Origin of the sequence: Mycoplasmopsis anatis (assembly GCF_900660655.1) — a bacterium.
Classification (GTDB): Bacteria; Bacillota_I; Bacilli_A; order Mycoplasmatales; family Metamycoplasmataceae; genus Mycoplasmopsis; species Mycoplasmopsis anatis.
Genome location: NZ_LR215035.1, coordinates 810,388 through 829,551, shown reverse-complemented (window position 1 = coordinate 829,551; position 19,164 = coordinate 810,388). Strand labels below are relative to the sequence as shown.

Annotated in this window: 18 protein-coding genes, 4 tRNA genes and 1 other RNA gene; 15 read left to right on the top strand and 8 right to left on the bottom strand. The window is 25.7% G+C overall.

Annotation, left to right across the window (positions count from 1 at the left end):
• Positions 1-114: 114 nt before the first annotated feature.
• The 8 genes from EXC66_RS04355 (at position 115) to EXC66_RS03490 (ending at position 4,132) form a co-directional block, all read left to right on the top strand.
• On the top strand, positions 115-279 hold the full coding sequence (locus tag EXC66_RS04355; protein ID WP_006886779.1) for a hypothetical protein: 165 nt from the start codon (positions 115-117) through the stop codon (positions 277-279).
• A gap of 17 nt (positions 280-296) precedes the next feature.
• Entirely contained in the window at positions 297-1,784 is a 1,488-nt protein-coding gene (locus EXC66_RS03520; RefSeq protein ID WP_006886780.1) for a UvrD-helicase domain-containing protein, read from the top strand.
• Positions 1,785-1,801: 17 nt separating this feature from the next.
• Positions 1,802-3,004, top strand: a complete 1,203-nt coding sequence (locus tag EXC66_RS03515; protein WP_112579223.1) for a 3'-5' exonuclease — start codon at positions 1,802-1,804, stop codon at positions 3,002-3,004.
• 102 nt (positions 3,005-3,106) lie between these two features.
• Positions 3,107-3,691 (top strand): 16S rRNA (guanine(966)-N(2))-methyltransferase RsmD, encoded by a 585-nt coding sequence (rsmD, locus tag EXC66_RS03510; protein WP_006886718.1) that lies wholly within the window; start codon positions 3,107-3,109, stop codon positions 3,689-3,691.
• Between the two features lie 127 nt (positions 3,692-3,818).
• Positions 3,819-3,893 (top strand) — tRNA-Asn (locus tag EXC66_RS03505).
• An 8-nt stretch (positions 3,894-3,901) separates the two neighbouring features.
• Positions 3,902-3,977: transfer RNA gene (locus EXC66_RS03500), tRNA-Glu, on the top strand.
• 2 nt (positions 3,978-3,979) lie between these two features.
• Positions 3,980-4,055: transfer RNA gene (locus EXC66_RS03495), tRNA-Val, on the top strand.
• Position 4,056: 1 nt separating this feature from the next.
• Positions 4,057-4,132, top strand: a tRNA-Thr gene (locus EXC66_RS03490).
• Between the two features lie 147 nt (positions 4,133-4,279).
• On the opposite strand, the gene EXC66_RS03485 is transcribed toward EXC66_RS03490, so the two are convergent.
• The 3 genes from EXC66_RS03485 to rpsD form a co-directional block, all read right to left on the bottom strand.
• Entirely contained in the window at positions 4,280-7,324 is a 3,045-nt protein-coding gene (locus tag EXC66_RS03485) for a coiled-coil domain-containing protein (protein WP_006886719.1), read from the bottom strand.
• Positions 7,325-7,568: 244 nt separating this feature from the next.
• Positions 7,569-7,778, bottom strand: coding sequence for a 50S ribosomal protein L31 (gene rpmE / locus EXC66_RS03480; protein ID WP_006886720.1), 210 nt, complete (start codon positions 7,776-7,778; stop codon positions 7,569-7,571).
• 16 nt (positions 7,779-7,794) lie between these two features.
• Positions 7,795-8,394: a 30S ribosomal protein S4 gene (rpsD, locus tag EXC66_RS03475; RefSeq protein WP_006886721.1), complete on the bottom strand. Its 600-nt coding sequence runs from the start codon at positions 8,392-8,394 to the stop codon at positions 7,795-7,797.
• A 211-nt stretch (positions 8,395-8,605) separates the two neighbouring features.
• Here rpsD and EXC66_RS03470 point away from each other — a divergent pair, with 211 nt between their 5' ends.
• From EXC66_RS03470 to mgtE, 5 genes are all read left to right on the top strand, one after another.
• The gene (locus tag EXC66_RS03470; protein ID WP_006886722.1) at positions 8,606-10,213 is read left to right on the top strand and encodes a hypothetical protein; all 1,608 of its coding nucleotides are present in this window, start codon (positions 8,606-8,608) and stop codon (positions 10,211-10,213) included.
• Positions 10,206-11,339, top strand: a complete 1,134-nt coding sequence (gene thiI, locus EXC66_RS03465; RefSeq protein ID WP_006886723.1) for a tRNA uracil 4-sulfurtransferase ThiI — start codon at positions 10,206-10,208, stop codon at positions 11,337-11,339. The genes EXC66_RS03470 and thiI overlap by 8 nt, the downstream gene beginning before the upstream one ends.
• A 37-nt stretch (positions 11,340-11,376) precedes the next feature.
• A complete protein-coding gene (locus EXC66_RS03460; RefSeq protein WP_006886724.1) occupies positions 11,377-11,613 on the top strand; it encodes a hypothetical protein in 237 nt (78 codons plus the stop codon).
• Between the two features lie 79 nt (positions 11,614-11,692).
• Complete coding sequence (locus EXC66_RS03455; RefSeq protein ID WP_112579268.1) at positions 11,693-12,277, top strand: diadenylate cyclase; 585 nt, start codon at positions 11,693-11,695, stop codon at positions 12,275-12,277.
• 40 nt (positions 12,278-12,317) lie between these two features.
• A complete protein-coding gene (mgtE, locus tag EXC66_RS03450) occupies positions 12,318-13,766 on the top strand; it encodes a magnesium transporter (protein WP_006886726.1) in 1,449 nt (482 codons plus the stop codon).
• A gap of 20 nt (positions 13,767-13,786) precedes the next feature.
• Here the strand turns inward: mgtE and EXC66_RS03445 are convergent, their stop codons facing one another.
• The 5 genes from EXC66_RS03445 to EXC66_RS03425 form a co-directional block, all read right to left on the bottom strand.
• Positions 13,787-15,028 (bottom strand): hypothetical protein, encoded by a 1,242-nt coding sequence (locus EXC66_RS03445; protein ID WP_006886727.1) that lies wholly within the window; start codon positions 15,026-15,028, stop codon positions 13,787-13,789.
• Complete coding sequence (locus tag EXC66_RS03440) at positions 14,991-15,356, bottom strand: S1 domain-containing protein (RefSeq protein WP_006886728.1); 366 nt, start codon at positions 15,354-15,356, stop codon at positions 14,991-14,993. Before EXC66_RS03440 ends, EXC66_RS03445 begins: the two co-directional genes overlap by 38 nt.
• 48 nt (positions 15,357-15,404) lie before the next feature.
• Positions 15,405-15,685: RNase P RNA component class B (gene rnpB, locus EXC66_RS03435), an RNA gene on the bottom strand.
• Between the two features lie 27 nt (positions 15,686-15,712).
• Positions 15,713-16,150 (bottom strand): hypothetical protein, encoded by a 438-nt coding sequence (locus EXC66_RS03430; protein ID WP_006886729.1) that lies wholly within the window; start codon positions 16,148-16,150, stop codon positions 15,713-15,715.
• 16 nt (positions 16,151-16,166) lie between these two features.
• Complete coding sequence (locus EXC66_RS03425; protein WP_129622387.1) at positions 16,167-17,087, bottom strand: hypothetical protein; 921 nt, start codon at positions 17,085-17,087, stop codon at positions 16,167-16,169.
• Positions 17,088-17,368: 281 nt separating this feature from the next.
• Between EXC66_RS03425 and rpsB the strand changes: the two genes are divergently transcribed.
• Both rpsB and tsf read left to right on the top strand, forming a co-directional pair.
• Positions 17,369-18,223 carry a 30S ribosomal protein S2 gene (gene rpsB / locus EXC66_RS03420; RefSeq protein WP_006886731.1) on the top strand — a complete coding sequence of 285 codons (855 nt, stop codon included), beginning with the start codon at positions 17,369-17,371 and terminating at the stop codon, positions 18,221-18,223.
• The gene (gene tsf / locus EXC66_RS03415) at positions 18,220-19,104 is read left to right on the top strand and encodes a translation elongation factor Ts (protein WP_408633924.1); all 885 of its coding nucleotides are present in this window, start codon (positions 18,220-18,222) and stop codon (positions 19,102-19,104) included. Before rpsB ends, tsf begins: the two co-directional genes overlap by 4 nt.
• Positions 19,105-19,164: the final 60 nt, after the last annotated feature.

The window sequence follows — 19,164 nt, the reverse complement described above, 5'->3', positions numbered from 1 at the left end:
ATATTACAAAATAAATTAAGAAAAATAATATTGTAAATATGTGAGAAATACCTAATAAAAATCATATTTGCTGATTCTATAGATATTTTTTATAAACAGGATATACTTTAATATATGCAAGTTTTAAGTGACTTTATTGTTTCAGATGATATTAAGAAAATTGAAAGTGATATTAATCAAGGTTATAATGTAAAAGTTAACTCTGTTGCTGGTAGTGGTAAAACCACTACGGTCTTATTTTGACAAATCTTTTTAAAACTAAGAAAATTTTATTACTAACATATAATAACCATTTAATGAATGAAACAAGAATAAGAACTCTTAAATATAAGGTAAAAAACTTGGATGTTTATACTATTCATGGCTTTGCAGGTTATGTAACTAATTCATTGGTAAAAAATGATGAGTCATTAATAAAGATATTAGCTAAAGAATTGAGTGAAAGTGACAAATATAAACTTAACTATGATTTGATAATACTTGATGAATGTCAGGACTTTACTCCTTTATATTTTGAAATCGTAACTAAATTTTTAAATGCGATGGAGAACCCTAACTACCAGTTAATAATTTTTGGTGACGAAAGACAATGTATATACGGTTTTATGGAAGCGGATTCAAGATATTTAACTCTAGCTGAGAAAGTTTTTATAAATAATCATAAATGAACTACAAGAGAGCTAAAAAATAGTTACAGAGTTAAAGAAGAAGTTTGTGAATTTGTAAATAAAATATATGGAAAAAGTATTATTAAAAGCGTTAGGGAAAGCAAAGGCAGAAAATTAGTTAAAGATAAGGTTAAATATTGTTATTGATATTCAAATGATAGTCACTCTTACGTACAAGTAGCTGAAATGATTGTTGAAAAAATATTAAAAGATGGTGAGGAAGAAGTTTTTATAATTGCACCATCTATTTCTAAAAATTTTTATATTTCACAATTGATTGAAGATATTAAATTAATATTAAATGAAAAATATAATAAGGATATTTATTTTTTTATTACTAAAAATGATTTAGATAGAATTAACGATAGGGATTTAATTAAAAACAAATTGGTTATTTCTACAATACATCAAACAAAAGGTATGGAAAGAAAAAATGTATTTCTATTTAATTTTGATGCTTCTTACTACAAATTTGGAAAGAAGGAAAGAACTAGCATCCCAGATAATGAAATATATGTGGCATTGACTAGAGCCTCATCAGAATTATATATAATGCATGATATAACAAACGAATATTTTGATTTCATAGATAAAAAATGACTTAATTCGTCGAGTTACGTCGAAGAAATGAATTTAACTATTTATAACAATATAAAAATTATGAATAAAACTAATATAGATATCAATAAACAATTTGCAATTGTTACCGATATGGTTAAATTTTTACCACTTTCCATTATTGAAAAAGCTAAGGAAATGTTTGATTATAAAATATATGAAAACTTTCTAAAATTAAATAAAAATGAAATTGAAATTTTCAGAGAAATTCCTTACAAAATTGAACTATCTTCATCGTCTAAAAGAATTTATGAAGAAGTGCAAACAATAATAGGAAGTTCATTATCGACTATATTTTTAGCACTTAAGAAAAGAAGAAAATTTAAAAGAGAATTCAATAAGCTCCTAAAAATTAATATGATATTCAATAATTCATATTTTGTTAGATATATTCTATCTAATAAATATTATTTTAATTCGTTAATACATAAAGTTATTAAAAAAACGCATCAGTTAATGATTTGAGTTACATATCATTTGTGTTTAATTGGATACTAACACAGGATAAAGTATCCATGATGCAAATTAAACATGAAGATTGTGGGTTTCTAACTAAAGTGATAATTGATGAAGTTGTTAAAATTCTTAAAAAAGTTATTAAGAACACTAAATTACTTGAATATTTGGTAACAACTAAAATTAATGATACCCTAATTTTAGGTAAAATTGACAAAATTGATAAAAGAAAGAAAATTGTATATGAACTTAAATTTGTAAACGAATTATCTACAGAACATATTCTTCAATTGATTTTCTATAAATATTTACTATGTCAAGAAAACAAGAAATATGCTAAATTTTCATATGTATTGTATAACATCAAAAATAATTCAGCAATTGAATTAAAAGTGAGTGTAGAAAATACAAAGAAAATCATTGAAATGATTTTTGAGTATATAACAAATAATAAATTAACTGAAATAAATGATGAAGAGTTTATCCAAAAGTGTCTTGGAAATAATGTCGTAAACATTAAAAGTTACAACATTGATACAATAACTAATTTAATAAATCCAAACTTAAACTACAATTTAAGTATAGTAAAAACTAAAACAAAGCAAAAATTATCAAAACATGTAATAAAGAGCAAAGATAATTCCAAATTATCAAATAAATATGAATATACGATTAAAGAATTTATGAACTTAAGATGTAATTTACCAGCCAACTTTGTTATTATTGACTTCGAAACTTGAGATTCAAGAAATAATCCGGTGCAAATTTCTTTTCTAGTTGTGAAAAATTACAAATATTTTAAATCATTTAATTTTTATCTTAAACCAAATAGAGAAAAAATTAATCCATTTTCATATAATGCAGCCAATGTGTCTGAATCAGACTTGTTAAAGGCAAAAACATTAGATTATCATTGATCTAAAATATCTGAATTTTTCACTGAAGATTATATTTTTGTTGCTCATGATGCTCCTTTTGATGCCGCTGTATTAGCAAATGAATTAAAATTAAGGGGTATCGAAGTACCTAATATGATAATCTTTGATACATTAACTTATTTTAGAAACAAGTTACCAACCTTACAAAAATGAAATTTAGAAAGTTTATGTGAGCACTTTAATATCCAAGGGATACATCATAATGCCCAATCTGATGTTAAAATGCTTTCTAAGCTGATTTTAAAGGTAACAACTTGAGAAGAGTTTACTAATGATTATCTTAATTATGCTAAAAAAATCAGATTTCTTAAAAGATACGATTAATTCCAATTAATTTTCATGTGTGAAAACATATGATTTTTATATTTTAAATTTAAGAATTAAATATTAGGATTATTTATTTTAATTAGTTTTATAATTCTTTGTATGAAAAATAAAAAAGAAAAAGTAGTCATTAATCGACTTAGAATAATTTCAGGAAAGTATAGAAATCACTATATTGATAGACCAAGTTGAGAAACAACAAGGCCAACTATTGAGAAAGTGCGCGAGGCGATTTTTTCTAGTATTCATTTTGAATTAGAAAACTCAGTAGTGTTAGATTTATTTACCGGAAGTGGTGCTTGAATTATTGAAGCTGTTTCCCGCGGAGCTAAATATGCTATTGGTTTAGAAAAAGATAAAGAAGCGTATAAAATTATTAATAATAATTTAAATAAATTAAAAATCGATAATGCTTCAGTTGTTCTAACTGATTGTTATGATTATTTGTTGAAGAATAATCAAACTTTTGACTTTATTTTTATGGATGCACCATTTAAAGATTATGAATTGATCAATAAATGTTTAGAATTAATTAATAAAAAAAGTTTATTAAATAAAAATGGTAATGTAATTATTGAAACTGATAATAGAAATATGATTATAATACCAAATGGTATGAATATTGTGAAGGAAAAACTATATAGTTTTAATAAATCTGTTTTATTTATATCAAAAGATGTTGAATAATTATTTTTTAGTATATAATTTACTCAATTAACACAAACAAAATTTAATCAAAAAAATATTTAAAAATTGTTTGGATTTTGCTTAAATGTGTTAAAATATTAAAGCACAGCAACGTGCAATAAAAAGTGCCGATTTAGCTCAGCGGTAGAGCAGCTGGCTGTTAACCAGTTGGTCGTTGGTTCAATCCCAATAATCGGCGCCATTATATTTGGTCTGTTGGTGAAGCGGTTAACACACATGGTTTTCATCCATGCATACACGGGTTCGATCCCCGTACAGACTGCCATTGGAAGATTAGCTCAGTTGGGAGAGCGTTGCCCTTACAAGGCAAATGTCATGGGTTCGAGTCCCTTATCTTCCACCACGCCGTCTTAGCTCAGTTGGTAGAGCAACTGACTTGTAATCAGTAGGTCGTAGGTTCGAGTCCTATAGACGGCACCAAGAACGCAAGAGGCGTTTTTTTTTTTTTTTTTAATCAGCTTAAATTAATTAAAACACCAAAGTAACTTACTTTGATGTCTTAATTTTTTTTATGAAATTTTGTGTTAAAAATTAATTTAGATTCTATATTCATAACTAATAAATTAACTAAGCTTTGTTATCTATTTCTAACTTTTGCTTTTTTGCACGTTCTAATGCATATTCTAATGTTGTAGTTCTATTTTTATATTCACTTTGAGATCTGTAATTATAAAGGTCAAAGTCATTTTTTACTTTTGTTAGAGTTGATTGTAATTCTTGTTTTATTGATGAATATTTTTCATTTTCACCAAGTGAATCTTTTATAAAGTTTTCTGTTTCTGTAATTTTACTTATAAATTTTACAGATTCCATAGATGCACTATATTGAGTTAAACAACTATAATATGAATAAATTAAGTTATATGTATTTATTTTGGGATTATTTTCTACTTTTGATAAGTCTTGTATTTCTTTATTGAGTTTAGTGTATTTATTTAAATCAATGTTACTATTTTCTTTAATGTCACTATCAAGTTTTTGAGATTTTGGAACATAAATATTAAATAACTCATTAGTAATTCTTTCTCACTTTTGATATATTTCATCACTTGTAAGATTTTCATTGTTTGAATGCATTTCCTCAAATAATTTTTTAATTTTATCTTTTTCTTCTTGAATTTCATATATATCGATTCGGTTAAGTGAAAGACTTTTGTACCTTCAATCATAAATCATGTTAATTGAGTTAATATTACGAGTTTTTTTGTATTCCTCGTATTTTATTTTCAAATTATTAACAACTGTATTTATATTTTTGTTAAATTCAATTGGTGTTTTAACTAGGTTAATATATGATTTTTGTTCAAGATAATAATTATAGAATGTTTCTGCTAAAGGTGTATTTAATTTAGTAAATTCTATTGGTGAAGTATTACCGTTAAGAACATTAGAATTAAATTCTATATCATTAAATAAATTCAAGTATTTAGCATATTCTTTTGCGTTTTCTTTAATGTTTACTAAATTCTCATAGTACACAATTTTTTCAGATTCATTTTCATTATCAACTTTTGCTTTAAGTTCGTCGATTATATCACTTGCCATACTTAAACTAGATAAGTCATCACCTAATGTTGAGTATATTTCATTAGTTTCAGTATTAATAGCGTTTTCTAATATTTCATTTTTTCTCATTACCAAATCTTTGTACTTATTGTCCACTTGATATATACTTGCTTCAACTTCAAATGTATTTCTATATGTTTTACCATTTACCTCATCCAACACCGTTTTCATTTCATCTCATAACCCATTAAATAATACATATTTGAATACATCTTCTTTACTTGCGTTAAATACCATTTCATTGAGGTTGTTTTTTGCAGCATCAAACTCTTTTTTATCTTGTTCTGCCCTTTTTAATGCAGAATTAATCTCCTCTAATTTTCTATTTAATTCATCAATATTTGTGGTTTTATCCACATTTTTTATTGATTCATCTATTTTAGATTTTAACTGTTCTTTGATATCAAGACCTTCGTATTTGTTAAGCTCATTTTTTAAAATATTATCATGTGTATTGTTTATTTCGTTTCTCTTATTCTCAATTCCAATAATTTTATTTTTAATTTTTTCTATTTCAGCATTTGCTCTTGTAATAGCTTCTTCAATTTCTAAAAGTGTTTTATCTTTAATCTCTTCTGGTGTAGGCAATTTAGAAAAAGCCTGATCTAATTCATTTTTTAAATCTAAGAATTCTTTATTTGTTAATTCTACTGATAAGGCGTCTTTTTCTTTATGCGTATTATTATATTGATTTAAATTGTTATTTTTTTGATTATTGTATTCATTTAACTTTTCTTTAGTAGAGGATTCTAAAGTTATAAGTTCTGTAATTTTTTGGTTGATTTGTTGAGATGTTAAAGTACTTTCTTTACCATCTAAAGAATTCACTAAATTAGTTAAATCAGTTAATATCTCATCCACTTTAGGATCATTACTATTTTTGTTTGGATTAAGGATGTTTTCTTTAATTTCTGCGATTTTATCTTTTAGTTGTTGTATTTTTTCTTGATATCCTGAATTATTATTGCTTGAACCGTTATTTCCTAATCGGTCTTTAATGTCAGTCAAAATATTTTCGGCTTTATTAATATTTTCTTCAATTTCTGAAAGTGTTTTATCTTTAATCTCTTCTGGTGTAGGCAATTTAGAAAAAGCCTGATCTAATTCATTTTTTAAATCTTGATCTTTTTCTGTAAGATTTTTACTGATTTCATCCTTTTCTGAAATTATTTCATTATATTTATCAGAACTTTGTTCTTTCTCTTTATTGTATGAATCTAATTTGTTTTGTGTATCGATAACTAAATTTTCTAGTTCTTTCTTTTTTTCGTCAATTTTATCAGGATCTATTTGGTTTATTTTACCATCAATTTGATCAATAAAATCAACTAAATCTTTAATGATCTCATTTAGCTTTTCATCATTGTTTTCTTTATTGTTGTTTATAATATTGTTTTTAATTTCGTTTATTTTATTTTCTATTTCTTCGATTTTTAAGTGATAATCTTTGTCCTTGTTAGAATTTGAATTATCTATTTTATTTTTTTGTTCCTCCGCATTTTTCACAGCTTCTTCAATAGTTTTGTTGGCTTTAACTAATTCAGTATAGGTTGCTTCTTCATTTTTTATAAGAGGATTATAGTTATCAATTAAAGATTTTAATTCATCTACAATATTTTTATAAATCTCTGAATTTAATGAGTTATTTATCAAATCATTGGTTGTTTTGATATTGTTATTCAATTTATTTTTTTGATTTGCTAATTGTTCTGAAATTACTTTATTAAACTTGTCAGTTATATCTTTTTTTGTATTTACATATTCTGAATCATCAGTATTCGAATTAGCAACTTTCTTTGCCTCTTCTAAAGATTTTTTAAATTCATCTAATTCTGTGCTTGAGTTATCATCGCTCTTAAATTCATTTAATTTATCTTCTATATTTTTTATAGTTGTCTTAAGAGTTTCTTGTTCTTTTGAATATGTTAACTTTGTTGTATGCAAACATGCAACAGTGACAGCTAAACCAGCTGAACCTAGAAGTAAAATTCATAAAGCTGCTTTTTTCTTCCGTCTCACTCTATCATTTTGTTTTTCTCTTAACATTTCTCATCTCCTAGTATTATTTTTTGGTAAATTTAATCTCAATATAATTTTACTACTTTAAAAGTAGGTAGTTCAAATTGCTTTGTTAGTAATATATTCTTTTATGAGAATGCTAAAATTGTAGATTGTCAAAGCGAAAAAAAAAAAAAAAAAAAACACCAAAGTAATTTGCAATGATGTCTTAAAATAATTTTTTGTCAACTTTCGTTGTGCTAGTTTACTTGTTGGTGTTTTATAAATTAAATTAATTTTGTTTTTTTTCAAGTCTTCTGTTAAATCTATCAATTCTACCTGTAGCTTTAACTTTTGCTCTGTTTCCTGTGTAAACAGGATGACAACCAGAACAAACATCGACTGTAAATTGTTTTCTAGTTGAACGAAATTCAAATTCTCTTTGGCATGTTGAACAAGTTACTTTAACTTCGTGATATTGTGGATGAATATTTTTTTTCATATTTACTCCCTTAATGCTATTTAGCGTAGAACTCAACAATTAAAGCATCTTTAATTTCTGTGTGAACTTCATTACGCTCTGGTAAACGATCATAAGTAACTGTGAAATCTTTTCTTGTTAATCATGCTGATGCGTTAGAATTTTCTAAAGCTTCTTTAATTTGAATATTGTTTCTTGATTTTTCTTTAAGTTCAATTTTTGAACCTAATTTAACACTGATTGATGGAATATCTGCCTTTTTACCATCTAATGTGAAATGTCCGTGATTAACTAATTGACGAGCTTGTTTTCTTGTTGTGGCAAAACCAGCTCTGTAAACTAAGTTATCTAAACGGCTTTCAAGTAATTGAATTAAATTTGTACCTGTAACACCCTTCATTTTTGAAGCTTTAACATAAACTTTTCTAAGTTGTTTTTCGTTAATTCCAAAAACAAATTTAATTTTTTGTTTTTCATATAAGTGTAAACCATAATCAGATAGTTTAACTCTTTTGTTTCCATGTTGACCAGGTGCATATGTTCTTTTTCTACCTTTAGCAAATTCTTTACCAGTTTCTAAGATAGAGTAACCTAAACGACGTGATTTTTTGAATACTGGTCCAGTATATCTTGACATTTTTTCCTCTTTCTGCATAAAGGTGTTTACTCCTAATTAGTTGATTTTATTTTAAGATTTCGAATTTTCAGCTCTTCTACTTTTCACTTTGTTTAACAAAATCAATTCTAAAAATAATAAACCGCTGTATTTATGCTTAAATATTTTATAATATTTTCATTTTTTTACTAATCTTTATATAATTATTTTAAAACATAAGAGGAAGCTAAATATGGACATTAAAAATAAACTTTTTGAAATTGCTAATAACACTTCAATTAAGTCTGAAACAATAAAAATTGTAGTTATAACTATTATATCAGTTGCTGTTGCAGTTTTACTTGCTGCAATAGTATATTTAGTGTTACAGTTAGTTGTGAAGTTAATTTATGAAAAAACTAATAATCTTAAAACTTCGGTAAATAAAAAAGTCCAAAAGATTAGTAATATTATGACTAGATTTGAAAATGTACGGAAAAGAAAAAACGATTCAATTATCTCCTACAAAGAGCTGTCAGAGTTAAATAGAAATATTATTTTAGAAACTGATGTTATTAAAGAAATTTATCAAAAAATGAATGAGCTATACTCGATTAAGAATTTGTCCAATTTAGTTAAAAATTACAAAAAAATCGTTGCGAATAACAAAAAGTTAGATGAACTAACAGTTAAGTTTTTCGACATTTCAAAAGAATTGAATGAGAAATGAAATACAATTGATGAAATATGATCAAAAATGTATGAAATAATTACTAATTTAAGACAATATTCAAACTTAAATCGATTTAAGTTAGTTAATTCATTTGAATATATTATAGAACAAATAAATTTAATTTCACAAGAATTAAATACCGTTGAAAATAAAAAAGTATCAGCGGATTTTGATAACCTTGATTTTATAATCAACGATTTGCAAAATAAGATGCATCAATTGATAATTTGAATAGATAAGGCGGCAAATTTTGAATGATCGTTATACAATAATTTGCCAGATGTATTAAAAAATAACAAAAATAATATATATTTATCTAATTTGAAAAATGACATTATTAAACTACAAAAAAACTTAAAAGTGGAAAATTGTGAATCAACAGAAAAGAAATTAAGACAAATTTATAAACTAATTTTCGAACTTTATACAAATAAAAATAACAAGAAAATAATAGTAGAAAATATCAAAGTTTATTTTGAAGTTTTCAAAGAAATTTATGAATATGTAAAACTTGCTAAATTTGATTTAAGTGTTAAGGATCAAATAAATGAATTATTTGAGAATATTAATAAATCATATGAAATTATACAAAAGTGTGATGATAAGAATTACCAAGATTTATTTAACAATATAAACTTTTTCTTAAACAACTGTTCGCAGGCGTTAAGATTAGTTGAAGAAAATATAACAAATAAAGAAAAAGATAATCAAGTAAAACAGAATTTTATAGAATATTTTGAAAACACTAAATCACTTTATTATCAATTATTAAATGTAGATATTCTTGAAAATGAAGTTAGTGAAATAGAACTAAATAAACTTAAGGAAATTCATTTAGCATATTCTAAAGCACTTGATAATAAATTTATTGAAGTTGATGAAATAAACTCTATAATGGATGCATGAAAAAGCCAACTAATTTATATAATTAATTTATATTCGCAAGCAAGATGATATAAAGATTCATTTGAGTTTATATATGATAGAATAAACCAATTAAAAAACTCTACAATTAATAATGAAATTATTGAAAATGCTATAAATTTATATAATGATAAAAAATATAATCAAGCTTTCAAAGAAATATTAGAAATTTATCAAAAGAAAGAGAGACATAACAATGTATAGCAAAATTTTAATTAGATATGGTGAGCTAGTCTTAAAGAAAAAAAATAGAAAATTTTTTACTAACTGCTTAAAACAAAATGCAGAAAGAATTTTAAACCAAAAAGTGGACGTACAATTTGATAGAATGTACACCGATTATTCAGAAGAAACAATTAATAACCTACAATATATTTTTGGAATTAGTTCATACTCGCCTGTTATAGTATGTTCTCACGAAATGGAAGAAATCAAAAAAAATGTTTTAATGCTTATAAGAGATGAAAGTAAAACTTTTAAGATTGAAACTAGAAGACATTACAAACAATATCCTATCAATTCAAGCGAAATCAACAATATTTTAGGTGCTCATGTATTAAAAAATTCTAATCTTAAAGTTGATGTACATGATCCAGATCAGACTTTTTATATTGAAGTAAGAGAAAAAAATGTATACATTTTCTCAGACTATATCCAAGGAATAGGCGGTTTGCCAGTTGGATCAAGTGGAAAAATTATGCATTTACTCAGTGGTGGAATAGATAGTCCTGTTGCAGCCTTGCAATTAATGAAAAGAGGACTTAAAATTGAGTTTCTTAGTTTTATAACACCTCCTCACACTGATGAAAAAACAGTAAACAAAATGAAACATTTTGTGCAAGTTTTAAGCAAATATCAAGGTGTAAGTTACTTACATTTAGCAAACTATACATTATTAATGAATTATTTAGCTTTAACATCAAATCAAAGTTACAAAATTACTCTAATGAGAAGAAGTTTTTATAGAATAGCTGAATCTATAGCTAAAAATAAAGGAATTATCGCTCTTTCTAATGGTGATAATCTTGGACAAGTTGCTTCACAAACCTTAGAATCTATGGCTGTTATAGGTAAAAGCACCGAAATGCAAATTCTTAGACCATTATTAAGTTATGATAAGAACGAAATAATCAATATTGCTCGTAGAATTGGAACTTATGAAACGTCGATTATTAAAGCAAACGAAACATGTGAGCTTTTTGCTCCAAAAGAACCTGTAACTAAACCTGACTTAGAAACGGTTATAAAATTAGAAGAAGAATTGGATATGATTAGTTCTCTTGAAGATAAACTAATCAAAGAACAAATACAAACCATTAAAATTTCATAATAAATTATTTAGTATAATTTATATATTTAGGAGAAAAATGAACAACAACGAATTAATTGAAGCAAGAAAAAAAGCTCTTAAAAATGATTATGAACAGAATCAAATTGAATTAAATAACAAAGATGTTACAGTTAAAGTTAATGATAAATCAAATGCATCTAGTTATGTTAGAAAAAGCAATAGACATGAATTATTATTTAAAATTCTAGGTAGTTTATTAGTTTTATCATTAATAGTTTTAGCATTTGCTTTTGTTCATTTCTTTACTAATTAGTTTAGGAGGTCTCATGTTAGTTAATGTACTTAAAGATGTTTCAAGCACAGTGACTACTGCAAGTGTGTCAACTGGAAAAATGTTAGAAACTACTCAATTAATTTTGTTAATTATTATAACTGCTTTGGTTTCTTTTGTTTTAATCTTGGTTGGTTTACCAAAATTACTTGAGCTTATTAAATCAAAAATGATGAAAAGTAAATATGACAAATTAGGAAGAAGTACTCAAGTTAGACTTATCAACCAATTAAGAGAAGCGGTTGCCTTTCTTAGCAAAAATAAAGTTGGTGCTATTGTTACGATAGAGAACAGTGATAATATTGACAATTTAAGAACTGATGGAGTTATTATAAATGCCAATATTTCAAGCTCTCTACTAATTTCGATTTTTAATAAAGAAAGTCCATTACATGATGGAGCTGTGGTTATTAGAAATAATAAGATTTACTATGCATCAACATTCTATAAAATTACTAGAAAAAGTATGGACAATAAATATGGTTCTAGACATAGAGCAGCAATGGGAATTAGTGAAATTTGTGATGCTACAACTATAGTTGTTTCTGAAGAAACAGGTACTATTTCAATTGCTAAAAATGGAAACATTGTTCCCATAAAACTTGAAGAGTTTCAAGAGCAATTAATTAAATATTTAAAAGACTAGTAAATACTAGTTTTTTAACTAAAAACTTCAAGGAGGTCATATGGACAACAATATTGATCAAATGTTCGAAGAATTACAAAGTTTGGTAAAAAATAAGAGCGTAAAATTATCTCGAGAATTCCTTGATGAATATCCAATTGCATATGTTGCAAGTTGCTTTGAACAACTTTCACTAGAAGATCAATTATTTTATTTAAGGGTCTTAAAAAGAGATGAAGCTGCTGAATTATTTAGCTATCTTGAAGATGATGTTAAAACAAAATTAGCAACTAGCTTTACTGAAGAGTGAGGAATGGAGATACTTCAAGAACTTCAAAGTGACGAACTTGCAGACGTTATTGAAGATCTACCAGCTAATATTCAAAAAAGAATACTTTTTGAAACACCGCCTGAAAAAAGAAATTTAATTAATAACATTTTAAAATATAAAGAAGATCAAGTTGGAAGTATCATGTCAGTTGATATTTCAACTATTAAGGCTGATTATACTTGTAAAAAAGCATTGAATAAAATCAAACGTGATTATAAAAAGAATAATGCTGAACTATCACACTATTTCTTCGTTACCGATGATAAAGGTGTTCTTCTTGGCTCTATTTCTTTAGAAGAAATTGTTTTTGCTAATGAAAATGAAAAAATAGAGTCACTTTATTCAGCTGTACCTTCGGTATATGCTCACAATGATACTGAGCATGCTTCAAATATATTCGCCGAACACGACATGTCATCGCTTCCGGTTGTAACAAGCGATAATCGTCTTGTTGGTATGATTACATCTGATGATGTTATTGATATTGTTCGTAATTCTGCAACTGAAGATATGTATAAAATGGCTGGTATTACTATAGAAGATAAAGAAGAATCATATATTAAAACAACTGTACTAGGTATTGTAAAGTCAAGGATTTTATGACTTATTGTTCTAATGGTTTCGGCTACACTAAGCCAATTTATTATCCAAAGTTTTACTGACATTTCAGAGAATTTTATTAAGTCGTTAGGAGTTACTTTATCAACTGCCATCATTGTTTCGTTAATACCAGTTATTTCTGGTGCAGCAGGAAATGCAGGATCGCAATCTTCAACAACTATAACTCGTTCCTTAGCTCTAGGGGAAATTGAAGCTAAAGATATAAAAAGAGTAATACTTAAAGAATTTAACATTTCTGTTATTGTTGGATTTATTCTATTTTTTGTGAATGTATTAAGATTGAGTATTTACTTTTTAGTTTCTGGTGATTTACTAAATAATGAAGAAAGAATTTCGATTGTTTTTATGATTTTGGCTTCATCCATAGCCTTGTGATTAGTCATAATTTTAGCTAAATTTTTAGGTACAATTATTCCAATTTTTGCTCTAAAACTAAAAAAAGATCCTGCTGTTATGTCCGCACCAATTCTTACGACATTAACCGATGCGATTTCAACATTGATCTTTTTTGGAATTACAATATTTATATTTTGATTATCTTTTGTGGTTTTTGCATAATTAAACTCAACTTGAGTTTTTTATTTTTTAAATGCACTTACATTATTAAAAATTGAAAGATAAACAAGAATTAATGAATTTAAACTAAGAATATACCCTAAATGATAATGATCGTTATTGTATATTTCAACAATTAGAGACTGAGTATATGAATTATTAAAACTTAAACTATCTATAAATAAATTCGAAACGTCATTATTGAGCTGTTCAAGAGAATTTATAATAATGTTTTGACCTAGATAGTCATTATCAACTTCCGGACTAATTTGGTAATCTATTTTTTCATTTAGTAAGTTAAAAAATAGAACCGATTTATTTTTGTTGTACTCTAAAAACATTTGATAATTTTGGTAAATATTATGTGGTAATTCAAACCTATCATAAAAATTTGATGAATCAATGTAATTTAAATTTTGTGTTAAATCATTTATTAACAATTTTAATGATGGTGAATTGTAAGCTAAGAAAATTAAATTAAACTCATTTTTTCTAGTCAGATTAAAATAAAGCTGTGATGCAATTTCGAGAGGCAAATTATTTTCAAAATCCTCATTGCTAAGTGCAAAACAGGTTTTATAACCTTTAATAAATTCATAAATATTGACGCCAGCAAATGCATACAGAAGTAACATATAATCAGTAAAATAAAATAAATTTCTTGAAATTTTAGAGCTAATTAATGAAATGAACCTACTATTTAATGAAAACTCATTGATAAATTTAGTGGAATTTGAAGGTATAAAAAGATAACTATTATTTCCGAAATATTCAAATCCTAATTTATTTGTAAATAATTTAATAAAATCTTTGAAACGGCTTGTATTTTCATATAAATTGAATTCATTTCTAATAATAATAAAACTAAATTTTGATACTTTATTTAATATAAATTCCAAATTTTTATTGTATTTTTCAGTATTATCATCTGAATTTAAAAAAACTATCTCAATAGTGGAATTAAATCATTTTTTTGACTTACTATACAAATAATTTTTAATTAGATTTATATTATGTTCAACCCTATTGTTAGAATAAACAACAAGTGTCTGAGTTTTATTTTCAATAATTTCATTTAAACAATTAATAATTTGAGAAATTTTTTTATTATTCACATTAGATGCAATTTCCATAAACTCGAAATAATCACTATTCAAAAAGTTCTTGCTTTTAAATTTTGAATTTACTTCGTTTATTTGATTCATAATTTTTGGGTTAAATTCAATATTATTTATTATTTTTGACTTTGATATTTTTATGCTCATAAAGACCTATTTCGTTAAGACTATGTCTTCTTAATTTATCAAAATGACCAGCTGTTTCTAAAATTTCATGATTAAACGGACTTCTCAAAAAATTAGGATGATTTGCCTTAAAGTTTCCAATACCTCTTTTAGATGGGTTTACACTTTTAATAATGAAATTAATAATTTCACCAACATTAAAAATTTTATTTAGATCAATATTCTTTCAATCAGAAATATCTGATAAATAAATTTTAAATACCCATTCATTTAATGTTTTGACAATAATGTAATCACTTTGAATTTCAAAAACTTTACCATATGCTATTTCGCCTACTTTATATTTCATATAATTATTTTACTCTATAAATAAAAAATGGCATAAGCCATTTTTTGCATCTATAAGCCGCGTTCTGTACCTATTAATATAGGTGTTGACAATTTATCTAGTTATAAACTTCTATATCGGTTCAATTCCCGAATCTAGATTCCTCTACCTTAATTTGAGTTTCTAGCTCATGGAGCTTACCCGTTTCACAATTCTCGTCTCTGTGGTGCTAGTCGTGTAATTTAATTACCCCAACCTTATTAATGTTGGCATGATCACTACAGGCATCTCAGCCTGTGCTAGCGCGGACTTTCCTCTATTATTAAAAATAACAGCTGTCAACCAATGCTTAAAAATCATACTATTTTTTTGAAAAATTAAAAAAGTCTTTTATAAATGTCTTCTTCAGTTTTAACTATATCAAACTCAGGGTTTTGCAACTCATTCTTAAATATTTCTTCATAGTCATAATTGTTAAAATCAAATAAGAATCTTCTAATTATTTTAAATCATTTAAGCTTTTCTTTGTGATTTTTACTAGAAATAAAATTTCAAGTTGTAATAGTTAAAATTACTCCATATACTAGAAATAATAATCCTGAAAGTAATAAAACAACTGCAAAGCTTAGTGCAAAATAATCAATGTTATTAAATTTGATTGTAACAGTATTGTAAATACCAATTCCCAAACAAATAACACCTAAAAATACAAATATCAAGTAGATCAAAGCATTATTAGCCTTAGTTGCATCTTTCATTTTTTCTACATAATTTAAATATTTTTTCTTATTTGATAATCTATTTGAATTTTTCATAAATCTATTATATTAGTTATTTAAGTAATTCATTGGAAATTTCTTTTGAAAGATTATTTATTTTATTAACATATTCAATTAATTTGTTCACTAACTTGTTTAAATCATTTTGTTCGTAAATTCTTATAAAACTTTTTACTGAATTTTTTAAGTTATTTAGCTTATTTAATTGTTCCTCATTCAAGCTATCAGATAATTCATCAAAATTAAATTTATTCAAGGTATTTTGAATAGCTAAATCAATGTCTTTTATTAAATTAATTAAGCCATGACTATGATTTTCTTGACCATCGACATCAATATGATTTTCATTTTCATGATCATGACCCTCATGATCTTTATGATTTAACTGAATATTCTCATAGTAATTTTTATCAAAGACATAATTTTCATATGCTTTATAAATTTTTAACTGATGATTTTGAATTTCCTCATTTTTTGGTTCTTGATTTAAATTTATTCTTTTGATAAAATCATCATAATTAGAGGCTTTATTAAAATTTTTAATATTTTGAATTTGTATCAAAATATTTTCTCTATTATGTTCAGATAAATGTAAAACTTCTCTATAAATTTCTTGCTTTATTTTATTGAATTTATTATCATTAAATGACTCACCTAAAGAATTTTTAAATTCGTTATACGCATTGTAAATATTATTATCTTTTTTGTTTAACTCTTGATTAAAGGTTTTTTCAAAAATAAATTTTTCAATATTTCTTATTGATGAAGTTAACTCTGTATCTCCTTCTAATATTTGAGTCAATAATTCATTAAATTGGTTAACTGTAGAATTTAATTCATTATTTTTATTGATCACAGCAGGAGTCACTTTATCGACTTTTCTAGTTTCGTTTTGTGAACAACTTGTTGACATAAAAGGTATAAAACTCATTGATAGTGTACCCAAAAATATAAATTTAGTTAATTTTTTCATGTGCCAATTATATCATATATTACAATTTAGTAATATTTTTAATGAAAAAAAGTACTATAAATCAACTAATTTATTTTTTTAGATAAAATTCTAGCATTAAGTAAAATGAATTTCCAAAAAACAACTTATATGGTAAAATAAAAAAGTATTAAATATATTTAATACTAATTAAAATTTGAATTAAACCAAATTACTTTTATGGATTCGCATGGGTGTGCTTTTATTAAAGTGCTAGGCGTTAGAAGTAAAAGTTAAACTAACAAACTAAAAAATGGAGAAAAATGACAAATAAAGTAGAAAAAGTTGAAAAACAACCTAAAAATCCTATTGTTTCAAAGGATAAATTATTAGAAGCAGGAGCATACTTTGGACACAAAGCACATGCTTGAAACCCTAAAATGAAAGATTACATTGTACCTAACAAGAAAAATAAAGGTGCACACATAATTGACATTACCAAAACTCAAAAATATCTTGAATTCGCTTACTCGCTTGTAAATAAATTAGCAAGTAAGAAAGCTTCTTTCATTTTTGTTGGAACAAAAAAACAAGCTCAAAGTGCTGTTAAAGAAGCTGCTGAAAGATCAAACTCATTATATGTAACAGAAAGATGATTGGGAGGTACATTAACAAATAACCAAACAATTATGTCTCGTGTTAAAAAAATGGAAGAACTTGAAGCTAAAGCTAAAAACGAATTTAAAGGATACACTAAAAATGAAGCTATTCTTTTCCAAAAAGAATTAGATAAATTACACAAAAACCTTGATGGAATTCGTTCAATGAAACGTTTACCACAAGTTATGATTGTTGCTGATCCTAATGAAGATGCAATTGCTGTTAAAGAAGCAAAAAGAAAAGGAATCAAAGTTATTGGTATCCTTGATACAAATGCAGACCCAGATTTCGTAGATTTTGGTATTCCTGCTAATGACGATTCAGCAAAATGTATTTCATTAATTATGACAATTCTTGCTGATGCTATTGTAAAAGCTCAAGGTGGCAAGGAATTATTTGCTTACCAACCAGATGAAAAAATTGTTTTACCTGAATTTCAAGGAGTTCAAAAGAAACAAACATCACAAGCTCAACCAAGAAGAGTTAGACAACAAACCGAAGAATTAAGAGGGGAATAATTATGTCAAACATTAACCTAATTAAAGAATTAAGAGAAAGAACTAACTCTGGATTATCAGATTGTAAAAAAGCATTAGAAGCAACAAACTGAGATGTTGAAGCTGCTATTGAATGATTACGTGAAAACGGAATTGCTAAAGCTGCTAAAAAAGCTGGAAGAATTGCTGCTGAAGGATTAATCGCTATTGTTGGTGATGAAAAATCAGCTGTTATGATCGAAGTTAATAGTGAAACTGACTTCGTTGCACAAAATGAACACTTTACTAAATTATTAAAAGAAGTGGCTAACGGTTTATTCAAATCAAATGCAAAAACACTTGAAGAAGCAGAACAAGTTGTTCTTGAAAGTGGAGTTTCTGTTTCTGAAGCTTGTGCACAAGCTACTGCTACAATCGGAGAAAAAATTTCTCTTCGTCGTTTCGTAAAGGTAGAAGCAGGTGCTAACCAAGTTTTAGGATTATACCTTCATACTAATGGGCGTATTGGAGCTATCACAACTATTCAAGGTTCAAATTCAGAAGTTGCAAGAAATGTAGCAATGCATTTAGCTGCAATGAACCCAGAATTTGTTTTAGTAGAAAATATTCCTGCTGATAGAATGGAACAAATCAAAGCTGGTTTTGTTGAACCTGCTAACTTCGCAAGCAAACCTGCAAATATTAAAGAAAAAATTGTTGAAGGTTGATTAGAAAAACAATTATCAGAAATCACATTAGTTAAACAACCATTTGTAATGGATGATGGTGTTTCGGTTGAAAAATATTTATCAAATTCACAATCAACATTAGTTAAAGCTATTAGATATGAAGTTGGTGAAGGAATTCAAAAAGTTGAATCTAACTTTGCTGATGAAGTTATGTCTGTTGTTAAAGGTAACTAATATTCAAACAATAATAATGAAGCGTTATTGCTTCATTTTTTTGTAATCAAAAAGCGGAGT